Consider the following 14,948-nt stretch of genomic DNA (forward strand, 5'->3'; position numbering starts at 1 on the left):
GAAGCGGGATGGGTCGACTATAGACCCGAATCGCCGTCGGTCACTACACCACTGAGCTCAACGAGGCCGTCCAGGCGCGCAACGAACCGGTCGCCGGGCTGGAGCGCGCCGACACCCGCCGGGGTGCCCATGTAAACCAGGTCGCCCGCGCGCAGCGCGAACAGGCGCGACAGCTCGTGCAGGATCTCCGGCACGTTCCAGATCAGGTCCGACAGGGAGCCGTGCTGGCGTACGGAGTCATTCACCTTCAGGGTCAGCGTTTTTGCGTCCAGGGAGCCGACCTCCGCGGCCGGCACCAGGTAACTGACGGGTGCGGAGTGGTCGAATGCCTTGCCGGTGTCCCAGGGCAGGCCTTTTGACTTCGCCGCCGCCTGCAGGTCGCGCCGGGTCAGGTCCAGCCCCACGCCGTAGCCGAACACCAGCGCCTGAGCGTCGGCGACATCCAGGATGCCTGCGGGCGCATCCCGGCCGATCGCGACCACCAGTTCCAGCTCGTGATGCAACTCGGAAGTGCCACGCGGGTAGGGGACGACGCCATCGGTGACCAGGGCATCGGCGGGTTTGCAGAACAGGACCGGACGCCCGCGATCTGCCTTCGATGCCGGCGCGTCGGCGCCCATTTCCCGGGCGTGGTCGGCAAAGTTGCGACCCACGCAATAGATGCGGCGGACGGGGAAGTAGTTTTCGCCGTCCGCGCCCACGCGGACACGCACGGGTGCCTGTGGCGGAATGACGTCAACCATGGTCAGCGGGGTAGAGAGGTTTTGTCGACGACGCGGAACTCGCCTTCCATCACGTTCGGGTCGGCGCGACGTCCGGCGCTGAGGACCGTCGGTCCACGCTCGCGGAACAGGCGGACGAGCGTCCCGACGGCGAGCAGGGTGACCCCGACCACGGCGCCAAGGACCACCAGCGCCACCAGCACACCGAGCCCCAGCGCCCTCATCAGGAAGCGCAGCAGCCCGTTTCGGGGCGTGCGCGGCTCGAACGCGGCACGCATGCGCGACTGGAAGAACTGCTGGTTGAAGCGGAAGCTTTGACTGGTCATCTGGGGGATCGTGGCACAATGCGGCCGTTGGAGGGACAACCGATTATCCCGCGTGGAGTCGGCGGGTTTGTCACGGCTTCGTTAATCATGGTGTTGTCCGCCGGGTTTCGTACATACAGGGCCAGACTATGACCACCGCTGCACTGATCCACCTCGACCGGATCCCCGATGGCGGGTTCGCTGACGCCGCCGCGGACCTGCACGGCGACATGGAGCCGCTGGTGCTGTACCGCGACGGCAATGACGTGCGCGCCTGGGTCAATGTCTGTCCGCACGCCGGTCGCCAGTTGAATTGGGCGCCCGGGGAATTCCTCAAGAGCAAGGACGGCATGCTGGTCTGCGCTGCCCATGGCGCGAGCTTCGAGCTGCAGGACGGTGAGTGCGTTGCCGGCCCGTGCCGCGGCGAGTCCCTGCGCAGCGTCGATGTCGAAGTGCGCGACGGATCGGTCTGGCTCAGAACAGCAGGTTGACCATCAGCACCGCGACCAGGGTGTAGATCAGGGACAGCGGACCGCCTACCCGCCACAGCTCCTTGCTGGTGTAGCCCGCCGGACCGGTGACCATCGAGATCACCGGGTTGGACGCGGTCATGAAGTTGTTGGACGCAGAAAGCGCGATGATCAGCGCGAACGCCGTCGGGTTGCCGCCCGCGGCCAGTGCCAGGTTGATGCCCAGCGGCACCATCACGATCGCCGCGCCCACATGGCCGATGACCAGCGAGAACGCGGTCGTCAAAAGGCCGAGCAGCAATTGCATCACCCAGGTCGGGGTGCCGTCGGGCAGCCGCTCGATGCTGTGCCCGGCGACCCAGGCGGCCGCACCGCTGGAATCCATCGCCCAGCCCAGAGGAATCAGGCAGGCCATCAGGAACACGGTTTTCCAGCTGATCGCCGCATAGGCCTCGTCGATGTGGATCACCCCGGCCAGCAGCATCCCGGCCACGCCGGTCATCAGCGCGACCGAGACCGGCAGCTTTGAGGACAGCGCCAGCAACATCGCCACGGCAAAGATGCCGAGCGCGATCTTGAGCTTGTGCGGACGCTGTTCGCCCTTGGGGTAGTCGGTCACGACCACGACATCCTTGCCCTTGGCAGCGTCGGCCAGGTTCGTCCAGATGCTGTGCAGCACCAGCATGTCGCCGGCGCGCAGCGGCAGGTTGCGGACGTCGTCGCGCAGCACCTTCTTGTCGCGGTTCACCGCCAGCAGGCTCAGGCCGAGCGACTTGCGCAGATGCAGGTCGCGCGCGGTCTTGCCGATGAACCTGGAAGTCGGCGGCACCACTGCCTCGGAGATGCCGGCCCGGCTGGGGTTGAACAGGTCGCCGAACACGCGCAGACGCGAGCTCATCCGCAGCATCTGGTTCTGGGCAAAGTCGGCAACCTGCTGCTTCGGGCCCATCGCGCCCAGCACGCTGCCTACCCATATGCGTGCATCCGCCGAAGGCGACACCCGGGCATCGTCGCGGGTCTTGATGGCCAGGATAAGCGGTGCATCGTGCAGGCTCTCCGCCTCGCCCAGCGGCATGCCCACCAGCGGGCTGTCCGCGCTGACGGTGAGCTCGTAGACATCGCCCTCGATGCCATAGGTGTTGGCAAAATAACTCTGCGTACGGGCCGGAGTCGCGCCCTTGCCGCCGCCTTCGTGCAGCCGATTGTTGCCATAGAAGCGGAAGTACAGCAGGCACACCGCGAGCATGGCCACGCCGATCGGAAACACTGCAAACATCTGCAGCGGCACCAGCGTCGCCGCGCCGGAGGGCAGGTTGCTGTTGGCGGCCAGCAGCAGGTCGTTGAGCAGGATCAGCGGCGAGGTGCCGACCATCGTCAGCGATCCGCCCATCACGATGGCGGTTGCCAGTGGCAGCAGCAGGCGCGGGAGGGTGAGCCCCGTGCGTGAGGAAAGCCGCGAGGCAACCGGCAGGTAGAGCGCCATGACGGCCGGGTTCTGCATCACCGAGGAGTTGATGCCGGCAACGGCTCCGGTCAGCATCACCAGCCGCTCCTCCATGCCATGCGCGCGGCGCAGCAGCCAGGACGCCAGGCGGTTGAGCGCGCCGGTACGGTCCAGCCCGGCGCCAAGGATCATCGTGGCGATGATGCTCATCACCGCGTTGGAGGAGAAACCGTTGAAGATCTCCTCCGGCGCCACCAGCCCGGACAGGCCCAGCAGCACCAGCACCACGAGGGCGACCACGTCGGCGCGGATGCGCTCGAAGACGAACATCACCATCGTGAACACCACCAGCGCGAGCACCAGTTTCATGTCGGTGGTGAGTGTCAGCGCGCTGTCGATGCCCTGGTCGAACACGTTGGTGGTTGCCCTGTCGGGTCAGCGATCCATCAGCAGCGATCGTAAATGAGGTCCCAGACACCGTGGCCGAGTTTCTGGCCGCGGGTCTCGAAGTGCGTTTGTGGGCGCCACGGCGGCCGCTCTACCGAACCGCGCTTACCGGCGCGGTTGACGATGCCGGCAGTGGCGTCGAGCACGTCCCACATCTGCTGGGCATAGTCGTGCCAATCCGTGGCGAGGTGCAAGCGTCCCCCGGGCGCGAGCTTGCGAACCAGCAGCTCGGCGAAGGGTGCCTGGACCAGGCGCCGCTTGTTGTGGCGCTTCTTGTGCCACGGATCCGGGAAGTAGATGCGTACCTCGTCCAGGCTGCCGTCGGCAACCTCGTGGGTCAGCACCTCCACCGCATCGTGGTGGTAGACGCGCACGTTGCTTGCATCCGCGGCGGCGAGCGCGTTCAACAGCCGGCCAACGCCCGGGGCATGAACCTCGATGCCGATCAGGTCGCGTGCGGGGTCGTGCTCGGCGGCGAAGCGCAGCGCCTCGCCGTTGCCGAAGCCGATCTCGAGCACGCGCGGCGCATTGCGTCCGAAGATCGCGTCGAAGTCGCGCGGCTGGCCGGTGTAGTCGATGCCGAAGCGTGACCATTGCTCATCAAACGCGCGCTGCTGGGCCGGGGTGAACCGCCCCTGGCGCAAAACGAAGCTGCGGATCTGGCGGTGCCCTTCGCTGACGGTAAAGGGCTTGGCGGCAACCGATCTGGGGCTCGGAACGTGGGCGTCGGCTTGCGGCTTCTCGGGGTCCGCCATCAGTCGATGAGGCCGTCCACCGGGCTGGAGGCGCTGGCGAAGCGCTTGCGCGGAATGCGGCCGGCCTTGTACGCCGCGCGGCCGGCCTGGATCGCCAGTTTCATCGCGTGCGCCATCAACACCGGCTCGCGGGCGCCAGCGATTGCGGTGTTCATCAGCACGCCGTCGCAGCCCAGCTCCATCGCGATGGCCGCATCCGAGGCCGTTCCGACGCCGGCGTCGACGATGATGGGCACCTTCGCGTTCTCGATGATTTCCACCAGGTTCCACTTGTTCTGGATGCCCAGCCCGGAGCCGATCGGTGCCGCCAGCGGCATCACCGCGATGCAGCCGATTTCCTCCAGGCGCTTGGCCAGGATCGGGTCGTCGGAGGTATAGACCATGACGTCGAAACCGTCCTTCACCAGCGTCTCCGCTGCCGCCAACGTGTGCACCACGTCGGGATACAGCGTGCGCTGGTCGCCCAGCACTTCCAGCTTCACCAGATTGCGCCCGTCCAGCAGTTCGCGGGCCAGACGCAGGGTGCGCACGGCGTCCTCGGCGTTGTAGCAGCCGGCGGTGTTGGGAAGGATGGTGAATCGGTCGGGCGAGAGCACGTCGAGCAGGTTGGGCTCGCCGGGGTTCTGGCCGATATTGGTGCGGCGGATTGCAACGGTGACGATCTGCGAGCCGGCGGCTTCGGTCGCGCGGCGGGTCTCGTCCAGGTCGACGAACTTGCCGGTGCCGGTCAGCAGGCGCGATGAATAGGAGACGCCGGCGATCACCAGCGGATCGGCGGCTTGAAGGTCGTTGACGTTGGGTGCGTTCATCCGGGGATTATCGCACCGCTCGCGCGCTGTGACCCGAGCATCCGGTCATGCGCTGTGGCACAGCTTTCCGGATCAGCCGCCACCAAGCGCGTGGACGATCTCGACCTTGTCGCCGTCGGCCAGTGTCCGACCGGCATGCTGGCTGCGCGGGACAATCTCGCCGTTGACCTCGACCGCGACACGGCGCTCGGCCAGCCCTTCGGAGGCCAGCAGATCCAGGACCGTCGTGGGTGCCGCGAGTGCGCGCGACTCGCCATTGAGAGTGATGTTCATCGGACCATTGTCGTGCGCGCGGACGCGGGAGGCCAGCGACCGGCTGAACGCCGTCGTTGGCGGATGTATCCTTGGGCGGCCCGGCGGTTGCGGCCGCTGAAACGACGCCATATCCAGGTCGCCGGCAGGATGCCGTTTCCCCTGACTTTCCCGATCGTCCGTTTGCAGGAGCTCGCCGATGAAACCCCTTCGTTCCGTTCTCGCCGTTTCGCTGGCACTGGCCGCCGCGCCCGCGCTCGCCCAGTCCGCCGCGCCGGCCAACTACACCCAGCCGTACTCGCAGACGATTTTCTTCGGTGACAGCCTGACCGACTCCGGGCATTTCCGGCCGGTGCTGGTGGGCGCGGTCGGTCCGCAGGCGGGGATCCTGGGCAAGTTCACCACCAACCCGTGGCTGGTGTGGTCCGAGTACCTGGCCGACATCTACGGCACCGACGCGAACGCGGCCAACCAGGGCGGCAGCAACTACGCCGTGGGCGGCGCCCGATCGGGCCAGGATGCGGTCGGGGCGCTGGGTTTCACCCCGTCCATGAGCACCCAGGTGAACACCTATCTGGCTGCCACCGGCGGTGTGGCGGATGGCAACGCGCTGTACACCGTGTGGGGCGGCAACAACGACCTGTTCGCCGTCGCTCAGGGCGCTCCGGTGCAGGCGACGATCGGTTCCGCGGTCGCCTCGCAGATCGGCGCGATCGGAGCCTTGCAGTCCGCCGGTGCCCGCTACGTGCTGGTACCGAGCATCCCCGACCTGGGGCTGACCCCGTCGGCACGGGCGCAGGGCGCGGTGGCGCAGGGCCAGTTGACCCAGTTGGCAAGCGTCTACAACGACGCGCTTTATGGCGGCCTGTCTGCGAGCGGCCTGCGGGTGATTCCGCTGGACATGTTCCACCTGTTCCAGGAGGTGGCGGCCAATCCGGCCGACTTCGGTTTCACCAACATCACCGGGACTGCCTGCCAGCCGCAGATCAGCGCGCAGTCGGTGACCTGCCAGCCGGGCACCTATGTGACGCCGGATGCCGCGACGAGTTACGCCTTCGCCGATGGCGTACATCCCTCCGGCGCGGCACACGAGGTGATCGCCGATTACGCGACATCGATCCTGGACGCGCCGCGGCAGATGGCGGTGTTGACACACTCCGCAGCGGTCACGGGTCGCGCGCGCGCAGACCGGGTCGCGGCGCAGGCCAGCGGCACCACGATGACCGACGGCAAGCGTTGGTGGGCGGACGTGCGCGGCGACTTCCAGCGCTACGACCATGGCGACATGTACGACGGTGCCGTTCCCGCGATGACGGTCGGCATCGACTGGCACAACAACGGCGTGACGTTGGGCGCCTTCGGCGGCTACGGCAAGGCCAGCCAGGACTGGGGCCGCAGCGGCGGCAGCTTCAACCAGAGCGAAGCCACTCTGGGCGGCTACATTGGCTGGGCGTCGACTACCGGTGCGTGGGTCAACGGCCAACTGGGCTACAGCCAGCTGGGCATGGACATCAAGCGCCAGGTCAACCTGGGCCGGTCCACCCGGATCCATCGCGCGGACGTGGACGGCAGCAATGTCACCGCTGGATTGAACGCCGGCTTGGAGTTCGGCGACGGCGCCCTGCGCCACGGTCCCGTGGTGGGCGTGCTCGCTCAGAAGATCCAGATCGACGGGTTTGCAGAAAGCGACTCGCAGCTCTCGACTTCGCTTGCCTACCCGGAGCACAGGTTCGACTCGCTGATCGGCACCGCCGGCTGGCAGATGCGTTACGCCGCCAGCGAGCAGCTGCAGCCGTATGCGCGGCTGACCGTGGACCGCGAGTTCGAGGACATGCCGCGCGAAGCCTTTGCGCGCCTGCAGTCGATGCCAGGCGCGGCGCCCTTCGCGGTGCCCGGCGTGGCCTTCGACGACACCTACGGCACCCTCACCCTGGGCGCACGCACGCGGTTGATGGGCCTGGAGACAAACCTGGGCACCAGCCTGACCGCCGGCCAGAGCGGCGGCAGCAACACCACGGTGTTCGCGACGCTCGGCGGAAACTTCTGATCCGCGACTCCCCGCGCGGCGGCAAACGCATTAAACTTTGCAGCACGCGGGTGTAGCTCAATGGTAGAGCTGTTGCTTCCCAAGCAACTGACGAGGGTTCGATTCCCTTCACCCGCTCCACATACGCGGCGGCCCGGTCCTGATGGACGGGGCCGCCGTTTTTATTGGATCGTCAATTGGATCGGCGTTGGAGTGGAGTAAGGGCATGACACTGCCGGTGGTGCTTGGTTGGCGTGAATGGGTTGATCTGCCTGGCCTGGGGCTGGGCGGGATCCGGGCGAAAGTGGACAGCGGCGCGCGCACCTCGGCGCTGCATGTTGATGCGCAGTGGCGATTCTTCGAGAACGGCCAGCCGTGGGTCGGCTTCCGCGTCACGCCCGGCGCCAACGGTACCGGCGCGGTGGAAGGCGCCGCCGTGCTGGCAGACGAGCGCGACGTGACCGACTCTGGCGGCCACCGCACCCGGCGTGCGTTCATCCGTACCTCGCTGCGTCTGGGGGGCATCGAGCGCGAGATCGACATCAACCTGACCGATCGCCGGCGCATGCTGTTCCCGATGCTGCTGGGACGAACCGCCATGGCCCGTGCCTTCACCGTCGATCCGGCACGGTCGTTTCTCCACGGGCGGCGGGTCCTTGTTGCAGCCGACGCTCCCAGCACCTCCCTACCGGCGCACCATCCATGAAATTTGCGATCCTCACGCGCAATGCCAAGCTGTATTCGACCCGCCGACTCGTGGAGGCGGCGCGTGCGCAGGGCCACACCGTGCGCACGCTGGATCCGCTGCGCTGCTACATGCACATCTCCAGCGGCGGCTTCGCCATGCGCTACAAGAGCCGTCCCATTTCCGGGTTCCAGGTGGTGATCCCACGTATCGGCACTTCGGTTACCCGCTACGGGACCGCAGTGCTTCGCCAGTTCGAGCTGATGGGCACCCTCAGCATCAACTCCTCGGATGCAATCCTGCGTGCGCGCGACAAACTTCGCAGTCACCAGATGCTGGCGGCGCAGGGCATCGGCATGCCGGTGACGGTGTTCGGCGACAACCCGGACGACACCGTCGACCTGTTGGAAATGCTCGGACCACCGCCGCATGTCATCAAGCTCAACGAAGGCACCCAAGGCGCCGGCGTCATGCTGACCGAGAAACTGTCGGCCTCACGCGGGGTGATCGAGGCGCTGCGCGGGCTGTATGCGCAATTCCTGGTGCAGGAGTTCATCCCCGAAGCCGACGGCGCCGACCTGCGCTGTTTCGTGGTGGGCAACAAGGTGGTGGCGGCGATGAAGCGGCAGGCGCCGATCGGGGACTTCCGCTCCAACCTGCACCGCGGTGGCAGCGCGCAGGCCGCCAAGGCCACCCGCGCGGAGCAGGACGCGGCGATCCGTGCGGCACGCGTGCTCGGACTCGGGGTCGCCGGCGTCGACCTGGTCCGGTCCCATCGCGGCCCACTGGTGCTGGAAGTGAACGCCTCGCCTGGCCTGGAAGGTATCGAGAGCGTGAGCGGCGTGGATGTGGCGGGGGAGATCATCCAGTACGCGACGCATCGTTATCAGGCGCAGAAGGTCAAACCACGCGTGGTGAAAAACTTGACCGCGAAGTGAATCCGGTGAACATTGTGTGAACGTTGCTGATCCGCAGTTCGTCGGCAGCCAACATCAAAAACAGGGAATTGACAATGAAACGTTCCGCTTCACTCGCCGCAAGGATTGCGCTGCCGATGCTTTTTGCGATGCTCGCCGGGCCGCTGGTGGCTGCCGAGACGAGCGCGCCGCAGCCGCTCGATATCGAGACGATCGAGGATTTCAGCGTTTACGAGAAGGCGATCATCCATCAGCTCGACAACAGCAATACGTACGAGGAGATCACCCCCGAGCAGCGCAGCCGGGCGCTGACGTTGATGACAGAGATCAAGGCGATCATCGATCGCAGCGGGTCCATCGCCACGCTGCCGCCTCTGCCCCGGGTGGATGTATTCAATCGGCAGGAAGAGCTCAACCAAATACTCGCTCAAGCTGAGGAAGACAGTCGGGTGATCTGCCGGCGCGAGCGTCCCACGGGCAGCAAACTGCCGATCAACAAATGCATGACCCTGGCCGAGCGCCGCAAGACGCGAGAAGGCGGCAAGCAATATCTGCGCGAGATCATCCCGGCGGAAGGTCCGCTGGACCAGAGCGGAATGTAATAGCGATTTATTAACGCGTTTCTTAACAGTGACTTACGTTATCGCGCTGTAGCTTGGATTCACCGCAACAAGGCTTCAGGCGGTATCGGGGCAACAACCCTATTGACCCAGGCTCGGTGGCCCCGCGCCTGGGTTTTTTTATGCGGGCACGGCGCCTTCCAGGACCAGAAGTTGGCGCTTGACCGGAAGTCCGCCGGAGAAGCCGGTCATGCTGCCATCGGTACCTACAACGCGGTGGCAGGGGACCACAATTGGCACCGGGTTGCGACCCACGGCAGCACCGACAGCACGCACCGCGCCCGGATGTCCTGCGCGGCTCGCCACGTCGCCGTAGGTGACGGTCTGCCCATACGGAATCTGCGCCAGTGCCGCCCAGATATCGCGCTGGAACAAGGTTCCCTGCGGCGATAGCGGCAGGTCGAAACCCGTACGCCGACCGGCAAAGTATTCGTCCAGTTGCGTCCGGGTCGCGTCCAGGGTCGGGTGCGAGCCCTCCTGCCATTCGGCGCCGCGTTTTACGGGATGGCGCGGTTTGCTGAATTCGATCAGGCGCAGCCCGTCCGCATCTGCTGCGAGCAATAGCGGCCCCACGGGGCTGTCGATGGTGGTGAACACGATCATGTCAGGGTCTCATCAGGGTGCGCCGGCCGACCTCCGTGCGCCGGGCTTGAGTGACTCCATCGCGCCGTCACCGCCGTCGTTCGCTGCCGGCTCGACGTCCAGTATGGACATCAGCAGAGGATAAACATCGATGTTGTCGAACGCGGGGACACGGGCGTTTTCGCGGAACGCCGGTCCGCGGGCGAGGAAAATCGCCCGCATCGAAGGCAGGGCGGGATCGAAGCCGTGCGAGCCGCGGTCATCCGTTTTGGAGCGCGTCTCCAGCCAGGCGCGGCGCAGGGCGTCGTAGCCTTCGTGCATCTGGCAGATGATCGGTGGCACGCGCGGGTGGGTGCCGTAGTGCCAGCGCTCGGGCAGTTCGCCCTTGCGCCAGCAGTCGTAGTGGTCGTGCGCGCCGAGCAACTGGGACTCGGCTGCGGCGTGGCGACCGGGCCGGGGCAAGAATCCGACGGACTGGCCGGCGGTCACGAATTCGGCATCGGCGGGATCGACCATGTCCTCGATCACCACAAACTGGTACGGAGGGACGGTGGCCATGCCGTGGTCGGACACCACCACCACGTTGAGTTCCCTTGCCAGCCCAAGCGCATCGATCCCGTCCAGCAGGCGGCCCATCGCGGCATCTATGTCGCGGATCGCCGCGTGCGCCTCCTCGGAATCCGGCCCGTTGGCGTGCGCCGCGCTGTCGACCGCCTCGAAGTAGAGGGTGCTGAAACGCGGGCGGGTGGCTTCGGGTTCCGCCAGCCAGGCCAACACGGCATCTACCCGATCTGCCATCGGCATCTTGCCGTCGAAGGGCTTCCAGTGGCTGGCCTGGATGCCGCCGATCGCCGCCTCCGAGCCTGGCCAGAACATCGTGCCAGCGCGCAACCCGGCCTTCTCGACGGTCACCCAGATCGGCTCGCCTTCCCACCAGCGGCCGTCCGACACGGCCTCGCGGTTGCCCAGGCTGAACTTGCCCAGCTCCGGGTCGCGCATCGAGTTGTGGACGATGCCGTGGTGGTCGGGGCGCTTGCCGGTAACGATGGTGAAGTGGTTGGGGAAAGTCAGGCTGGGATAGGACGGTGTCATCCATTCCGCCTGCACGCCGTGCTCGCTGATGCGTTCCAGGTTCGGCGTCATGCCCAGCTCCAGATAGTCCGGCCGGAAGCCGTCCAGTGACACCAGCAAGACCTGCGGCGGCGGCGTCGTCGCGGCGGCATTGGGGTCGCCGTGGGGGAGTGAAGTACAGGCCAGCAGGGCCAGCGCGAAGAACGTCGTGAGTGCGGACCGGGCCGCGAATTTGAATGGATGCATCACCCCATCCTAGCGTCTGCATGTCGCGGTCGTGCGTGCCGGAAGTCCGTGTTTCCTGGCGCTGGAGACCCGCAGCGGGAGGCGATGCGATAATCCCCGTCCTATCGATTACCGACAGGGTTTGTCATGTCCAGTCCCGTGACCCACACGCGCACCGATCCCGACCGCGTCATCCGCTCCCCGCGTGGCAGCCAACTCACGTGCAGGTCCTGGCTGACCGAGGCTGCGTTCCGGATGCTGCAGAACAATCTGGACGCGGAGGTGGCCGAGGACCCGACCAGCCTGGTGGTCTACGGCGGCATCGGCCGCGCCGCGCGCGACTGGGAGAGCTACGACGCAATCATCGCGTCGCTCAAGACGCTTGACGATGACCAGACGCTGCTGGTGCAGTCGGGCAAGCCGGTCGGTGTCTTCAGGACCCACGCGGATGCGCCGCGGGTGCTGATCGCCAACTCCAACCTGGTGCCGCACTGGGCGAACTGGGAGCACTTCAACGAGCTCGATCGCAAGGGCCTGATGATGTATGGCCAGATGACCGCGGGCAGCTGGATCTACATCGGCAGCCAGGGGATCGTGCAGGGGACCTACGAGACCTTCGTGGAAATGGGGCGCCAGCATTACGGCGGCCGCCTCAAGGGCCGCTGGATCCTGACCGCCGGGCTGGGCGGCATGGGTGGCGCCCAACCACTGGCGGCCAGTCTCGCCGGCGCGTGCAGCCTCAACATCGAATGCCAGCAGAGCCGCATCGACATGCGCCTGCGCACCCGCTACGTCGACGAGCAGGCCACCGATCTGGACGACGCCCTGGCCCGGATCGGGAAATACACCGCCGCCGGTGAGGCAAAGTCGATCGCGCTGCTGGGCAATGCGGCGGTGATCCTGCCCGAACTGGTCCGTCGCGGCGTGCGCCCCGACGCGGTCACCGACCAGACCAGCGCGCATGACCCGGTGCACGGCTACCTGCCGATCGGGCTGACCGTGGAGGAGTGGCAGGAGGGACAGCGCGATTCTCCCGGCCGGATCCGCGACGCGGCGATGCACTCGATGCGCAAGCACGTCGAGGCGATGCTGGAGTTCCATGCGCAGGGCATTCCGACCTTCGACTATGGCAACAACATCCGCCAGATGGCGTTCAACGACGGCTGCACCAACGCCTTTGACTTCCCCGGCTTCGTTCCCGCCTATGTGCGTCCGCTGTTCTGCAAGGGCATCGGTCCATTCCGATGGGTCGCGCTGAGCGGCGACCCGGAGGACATCTACCGGACTGACGCCAAGGTCAAGGAACTCATTCCCGACGACGCCCACCTGCACACCTGGCTGGACATGGCGCGCGATCGCATCGAGTTCCAGGGCCTGCCGGCGCGCATCTGCTGGGTCGGCCTGGGCCTGCGCGACAAGCTGGGCCTGGCGTTCAACGAAATGGTCCGCAACGGTGAGCTGAAGGCGCCGGTGGTGATCGGCCGCGATCATCTCGACAGTGGTTCGGTCGCCTCGCCCAACCGCGAGACCGAGTCAATGCGCGACGGCAGCGACGCGGTGTCCGACTGGCCGCTGCTCAACGCGATGCTCAATGTGGCCGGCGGCGCGACCTGGGTGTCACTGCACCACGGCGGCGGCGTGGGCATGGGCTACTCGCAGCACTCCGGCGTGGTCATCGTCTGCGACGGCAGCGAGGCCGCCGACAAGCGCATCGCGCACGTCCTGTGGAACGACCCCGCGACCGGCGTCATGCGGCACGCAGACGCGGGTTACGAAATCGCCAGGGAGTGCGCGCGCGAGAAGGGCTTGGATCTGCCGATGCTGTAACGCGTCGACGGCCTGCGTCGGGCTTTGGCACGCCCGGGCGCGTAGTGGGAGAGGCCGGCGCCGGTTAGGAACGCGCTTCGCTGATAGACGAACGCGCGAATTACGCCGGGCGCGCACGCTCCGCGACGGCAGCCAGGGTGTCGGGCGTGATGTCCCATTGCTCCGGCTCGTCGTATTCGAAGTCGACCTTGATCTTGCCGGTGTCGCGGCGGATCCGCAGGACACAGGCGTCCCACGGCGCCTTGCCCGGGACGAGGGTCGCGGTACGCAACGCGTCGAACGTCTCGCCGATGGCGGGGTCGCGGGGTGTCGCGGCCTCGGCGGCAGCGCCGTCGTGGTAGCGGAAGCCGCTGAGGCGACGTGCCAGCGCGCCGTCGCCGTACCGCGCGATCAGTGCATAGCCGTCCCAACGCCCGTCCGAGACCGCCGGGTCCGCCACCAGCAGTTGGCCGAGCCTGGCAATCAGTTCATTCCTGTCCATGCGAATACCCGTTCAGAGATGCGCGCCAGTCTGGCCTCAGGCCGTCGCTCTGTCGATCATCTCGTCCATGCCGGCACCGGCGATCGCGTCAAAGGCCTGGCCATCGGCGTTGGCGAAAGCGATCAGTGACGGGTCATCGACCACCGCGCCGCTGTCGGGATCGATGACCTTGTAGTCCACGTGGACCTCGTCGGGACGCTGGGACGTGCCGCCGACCAGTTCCACCTCGATCGACACCTCCATGCCCTTGGCCAGCCAGTCGCCCCATTCCTGCTCCAGACGCGCATAGGCACCGCGGTTGAAAAGGCCGAACTGCGGAAACATGTTGACCGGGCCGTGCCCGTTTGCGAAGCGGTAGGCGATGATGTGCCCCACGTCGTCCGGCGTGCCCTTCATGTCGTTGTCCTTGCGGAAGCCGCTCTGCGCGTTGACCTCGATCCGGTCGGACGCGCGTCCCCGGCTGCTCGGCTCCCAGGTCAGGGTGGCTTCGGCGGAGGCCGGACGTCCTTCAGCGTCCAGCGTCCAGGTGATGTCGTTGACCTCGCCGGATCCGGCCTCGGTCACGGTGCCGTGGATCTCGTTGCCGTTGACCGTCTCGGCGAGTACCACCGTCGAGTCGGGAACCTTGCCGGTCAAGAGCATGCGCGAGTAGCCGCCCAGCTCGCTGCCCGTTGGATCGGCGAGCAGGGTCGTGTGGCGGGTAAAGTCCTGGCGGTCGGCGGGGTAGGAAGACGGCCCGCCGTCGCGCGGGGCGTCAAACAGCCGCTCCGATCCGCTCATGACCCGCAGCTTGCCCTTGTCGAGCATCTCCAGCGACAGGCGCAGGTCGCTAATGGACGCCAGCCCGTTGGCCTTGGCCAGTGCGCTGAAAGCCGGCTCCAGCGCGGTGCCGGCGTAGTCCTTGCCGTGGATTTCGATCCGGGTCCGGTCGGGAATCGTGGCGGGATCAAACGGATTCACCGCGCGCATCTGTTCGGGCCTCGCGTTCTCGTTGCGGAGGGTCACTTCGTAGCGCACCGGAACGCTCGTGCTGCTGCCGTCCGGCGCTGCGATCGTCATGTCGGCCGTGGCCGTGTAGGTGGTATTGGCGCCGCTTTCCCTGACGTCCTGGTTGCGCACCGACGCCTTGTCCAGATCGAAGCTCACCTCGGCCGGGTCGGCCGCGAGGATGCGCTTGTCCAGCCGCGCACCGTCGCCGCTGTCGGGCCGGAGCGGGCACGGCAATCCGCGCAGGAAGCTGCCCCAGGGTTGCGCGGGCGACGGGAGATTCAGGCTGGGAGTGAGCGACATGGCGGCACGCTGGAAAGTGA

16 protein-coding genes and 1 tRNA gene are annotated in these 14,948 nt (G+C 66.7%); 7 read left to right on the top strand and 10 right to left on the bottom strand.

Features of this window, described 5'->3' with window-relative positions; translation table 11 throughout:
* Window positions 1-17: 17 nt before the first annotated feature.
* Together INQ42_RS03450 and INQ42_RS03455 are read right to left on the bottom strand one after the other, a co-directional pair.
* Complete coding sequence (locus tag INQ42_RS03450; protein ID WP_194035153.1) at window positions 18-743, bottom strand: fumarylacetoacetate hydrolase family protein; 726 nt, start codon at window positions 741-743, stop codon at window positions 18-20.
* A 2-nt stretch (window positions 744-745) separates the two neighbouring features.
* The gene (locus tag INQ42_RS03455) at window positions 746-1,048 is read right to left on the bottom strand and encodes a hypothetical protein (protein WP_194035154.1); all 303 of its coding nucleotides are present in this window, start codon (window positions 1,046-1,048) and stop codon (window positions 746-748) included.
* Between the two features lie 128 nt (window positions 1,049-1,176).
* On the opposite strand from INQ42_RS03455, the gene INQ42_RS03460 reads away from it, so the two are divergent.
* Window positions 1,177-1,518, top strand: coding sequence for a Rieske (2Fe-2S) protein (locus tag INQ42_RS03460; protein WP_194035155.1), 342 nt, complete (start codon window positions 1,177-1,179; stop codon window positions 1,516-1,518).
* Here INQ42_RS03460 and INQ42_RS03465 read toward each other — a convergent pair.
* From INQ42_RS03465 to thiS, 4 genes are all read right to left on the bottom strand, one after another.
* Window positions 1,502-3,340 carry an SLC13 family permease gene (locus INQ42_RS03465; protein WP_194035729.1) on the bottom strand — a complete coding sequence of 613 codons (1,839 nt, stop codon included), beginning with the start codon at window positions 3,338-3,340 and terminating at the stop codon, window positions 1,502-1,504. The genes INQ42_RS03460 and INQ42_RS03465 overlap by 17 nt on opposite strands.
* Window positions 3,341-3,387: 47 nt before the next feature.
* Window positions 3,388-4,143, bottom strand: a complete 756-nt coding sequence (gene trmB / locus INQ42_RS03470) for a tRNA (guanosine(46)-N7)-methyltransferase TrmB (RefSeq protein WP_194035156.1) — start codon at window positions 4,141-4,143, stop codon at window positions 3,388-3,390.
* Complete coding sequence (locus tag INQ42_RS03475; protein ID WP_194035157.1) at window positions 4,143-4,952, bottom strand: thiazole synthase; 810 nt, start codon at window positions 4,950-4,952, stop codon at window positions 4,143-4,145. The genes trmB and INQ42_RS03475 overlap by 1 nt, the downstream gene beginning before the upstream one ends.
* A 72-nt stretch (window positions 4,953-5,024) precedes the next feature.
* On the bottom strand, window positions 5,025-5,225 hold the full coding sequence (gene thiS, locus INQ42_RS03480; protein ID WP_194035158.1) for a sulfur carrier protein ThiS: 201 nt from the start codon (window positions 5,223-5,225) through the stop codon (window positions 5,025-5,027).
* 178 nt (window positions 5,226-5,403) lie between these two features.
* On the opposite strand from thiS, the gene INQ42_RS03485 reads away from it, so the two are divergent.
* The 5 genes from INQ42_RS03485 to INQ42_RS03505 all read left to right on the top strand — a co-directional run bounded on the left by INQ42_RS03485 (window position 5,404) and on the right by INQ42_RS03505 (window position 9,434).
* Window positions 5,404-7,251 carry an autotransporter domain-containing protein gene (locus INQ42_RS03485; protein WP_194035159.1) on the top strand — a complete coding sequence of 616 codons (1,848 nt, stop codon included), beginning with the start codon at window positions 5,404-5,406 and terminating at the stop codon, window positions 7,249-7,251.
* A 46-nt stretch (window positions 7,252-7,297) separates the two neighbouring features.
* Window positions 7,298-7,371 (top strand) — tRNA-Gly (locus tag INQ42_RS03490).
* Between the two features lie 85 nt (window positions 7,372-7,456).
* Window positions 7,457-7,936 (top strand): ATP-dependent zinc protease family protein, encoded by a 480-nt coding sequence (locus INQ42_RS03495; RefSeq protein WP_194035160.1) that lies wholly within the window; start codon window positions 7,457-7,459, stop codon window positions 7,934-7,936.
* Window positions 7,933-8,853, top strand: a complete 921-nt coding sequence (gene rimK / locus INQ42_RS03500) for a 30S ribosomal protein S6--L-glutamate ligase (protein ID WP_194035161.1) — start codon at window positions 7,933-7,935, stop codon at window positions 8,851-8,853. Before INQ42_RS03495 ends, rimK begins: the two co-directional genes overlap by 4 nt.
* Window positions 8,854-8,927: 74 nt before the next feature.
* Window positions 8,928-9,434: a hypothetical protein gene (locus INQ42_RS03505; RefSeq protein ID WP_194035162.1), complete on the top strand. Its 507-nt coding sequence runs from the start codon at window positions 8,928-8,930 to the stop codon at window positions 9,432-9,434.
* Window positions 9,435-9,572: 138 nt separating this feature from the next.
* Here INQ42_RS03505 and INQ42_RS03510 read toward each other — a convergent pair whose 3' ends face one another.
* Window positions 9,573-10,055, bottom strand: a complete 483-nt coding sequence (locus INQ42_RS03510; protein WP_194035163.1) for a methylated-DNA--[protein]-cysteine S-methyltransferase — start codon at window positions 10,053-10,055, stop codon at window positions 9,573-9,575.
* A 12-nt stretch (window positions 10,056-10,067) separates the two neighbouring features.
* Window positions 10,068-11,351 (bottom strand): alkaline phosphatase family protein, encoded by a 1,284-nt coding sequence (locus INQ42_RS03515; protein WP_194035164.1) that lies wholly within the window; start codon window positions 11,349-11,351, stop codon window positions 10,068-10,070.
* Window positions 11,352-11,477: 126 nt separating this feature from the next.
* Here INQ42_RS03515 and hutU point away from each other — a divergent pair, with 126 nt between their 5' ends.
* Complete coding sequence (gene hutU, locus INQ42_RS03520; protein ID WP_194035165.1) at window positions 11,478-13,157, top strand: urocanate hydratase; 1,680 nt, start codon at window positions 11,478-11,480, stop codon at window positions 13,155-13,157.
* Between the two features lie 100 nt (window positions 13,158-13,257).
* Here the strand turns inward: hutU and INQ42_RS03525 are convergent, their stop codons facing one another.
* Both INQ42_RS03525 and INQ42_RS03530 read right to left on the bottom strand, forming a co-directional pair.
* The gene (locus INQ42_RS03525) at window positions 13,258-13,638 is read right to left on the bottom strand and encodes a hypothetical protein (RefSeq protein ID WP_194035166.1); all 381 of its coding nucleotides are present in this window, start codon (window positions 13,636-13,638) and stop codon (window positions 13,258-13,260) included.
* A gap of 36 nt (window positions 13,639-13,674) precedes the next feature.
* On the bottom strand, window positions 13,675-14,928 hold the full coding sequence (locus tag INQ42_RS03530) for a DNA/RNA non-specific endonuclease (RefSeq protein ID WP_194035167.1): 1,254 nt from the start codon (window positions 14,926-14,928) through the stop codon (window positions 13,675-13,677).
* Window positions 14,929-14,948 lie beyond the last annotated feature (20 nt).

This window comes from Lysobacter avium, from assembly GCF_015209745.1.
In the GTDB taxonomy this organism is placed as follows: Bacteria; Pseudomonadota; Gammaproteobacteria; order Xanthomonadales; family Xanthomonadaceae; genus Novilysobacter; species Novilysobacter avium.

Bases quoted from the DNA above. Each gene is read 5' to 3' on its own strand.
- INQ42_RS03450 (WP_194035153.1), bottom strand. From the start codon at position 743: ATGGTTGACGTCATTCCGCCACAGGCACCCGTGCGTGTCCGCGTGGGC.
- INQ42_RS03455 (WP_194035154.1), bottom strand. From the start codon at position 1,048: ATGACCAGTCAAAGCTTCCGCTTCAACCAGCAGTTCTTCCAGTCGCGC.
- INQ42_RS03460 (WP_194035155.1), top strand. From the start codon at position 1,177: ATGACCACCGCTGCACTGATCCACCTCGACCGGATCCCCGATGGCGGG.
- trmB (WP_194035156.1), bottom strand. From the start codon at position 4,143: ATGGCGGACCCCGAGAAGCCGCAAGCCGACGCCCACGTTCCGAGCCCC.
- INQ42_RS03475 (WP_194035157.1), bottom strand. From the start codon at position 4,952: ATGAACGCACCCAACGTCAACGACCTTCAAGCCGCCGATCCGCTGGTG.
- thiS (WP_194035158.1), bottom strand. From the start codon at position 5,225: ATGAACATCACTCTCAATGGCGAGTCGCGCGCACTCGCGGCACCCACG.
- INQ42_RS03485 (WP_194035159.1), top strand. From the start codon at position 5,404: ATGAAACCCCTTCGTTCCGTTCTCGCCGTTTCGCTGGCACTGGCCGCC.
- INQ42_RS03495 (WP_194035160.1), top strand. From the start codon at position 7,457: ATGACACTGCCGGTGGTGCTTGGTTGGCGTGAATGGGTTGATCTGCCT.
- rimK (WP_194035161.1), top strand. From the start codon at position 7,933: ATGAAATTTGCGATCCTCACGCGCAATGCCAAGCTGTATTCGACCCGC.
- INQ42_RS03505 (WP_194035162.1), top strand. From the start codon at position 8,928: ATGAAACGTTCCGCTTCACTCGCCGCAAGGATTGCGCTGCCGATGCTT.
- INQ42_RS03510 (WP_194035163.1), bottom strand. From the start codon at position 10,055: ATGATCGTGTTCACCACCATCGACAGCCCCGTGGGGCCGCTATTGCTC.
- INQ42_RS03515 (WP_194035164.1), bottom strand. From the start codon at position 11,351: ATGCATCCATTCAAATTCGCGGCCCGGTCCGCACTCACGACGTTCTTC.
- hutU (WP_194035165.1), top strand. From the start codon at position 11,478: ATGTCCAGTCCCGTGACCCACACGCGCACCGATCCCGACCGCGTCATC.
- INQ42_RS03525 (WP_194035166.1), bottom strand. From the start codon at position 13,638: ATGGACAGGAATGAACTGATTGCCAGGCTCGGCCAACTGCTGGTGGCG.
- INQ42_RS03530 (WP_194035167.1), bottom strand. From the start codon at position 14,928: ATGTCGCTCACTCCCAGCCTGAATCTCCCGTCGCCCGCGCAACCCTGG.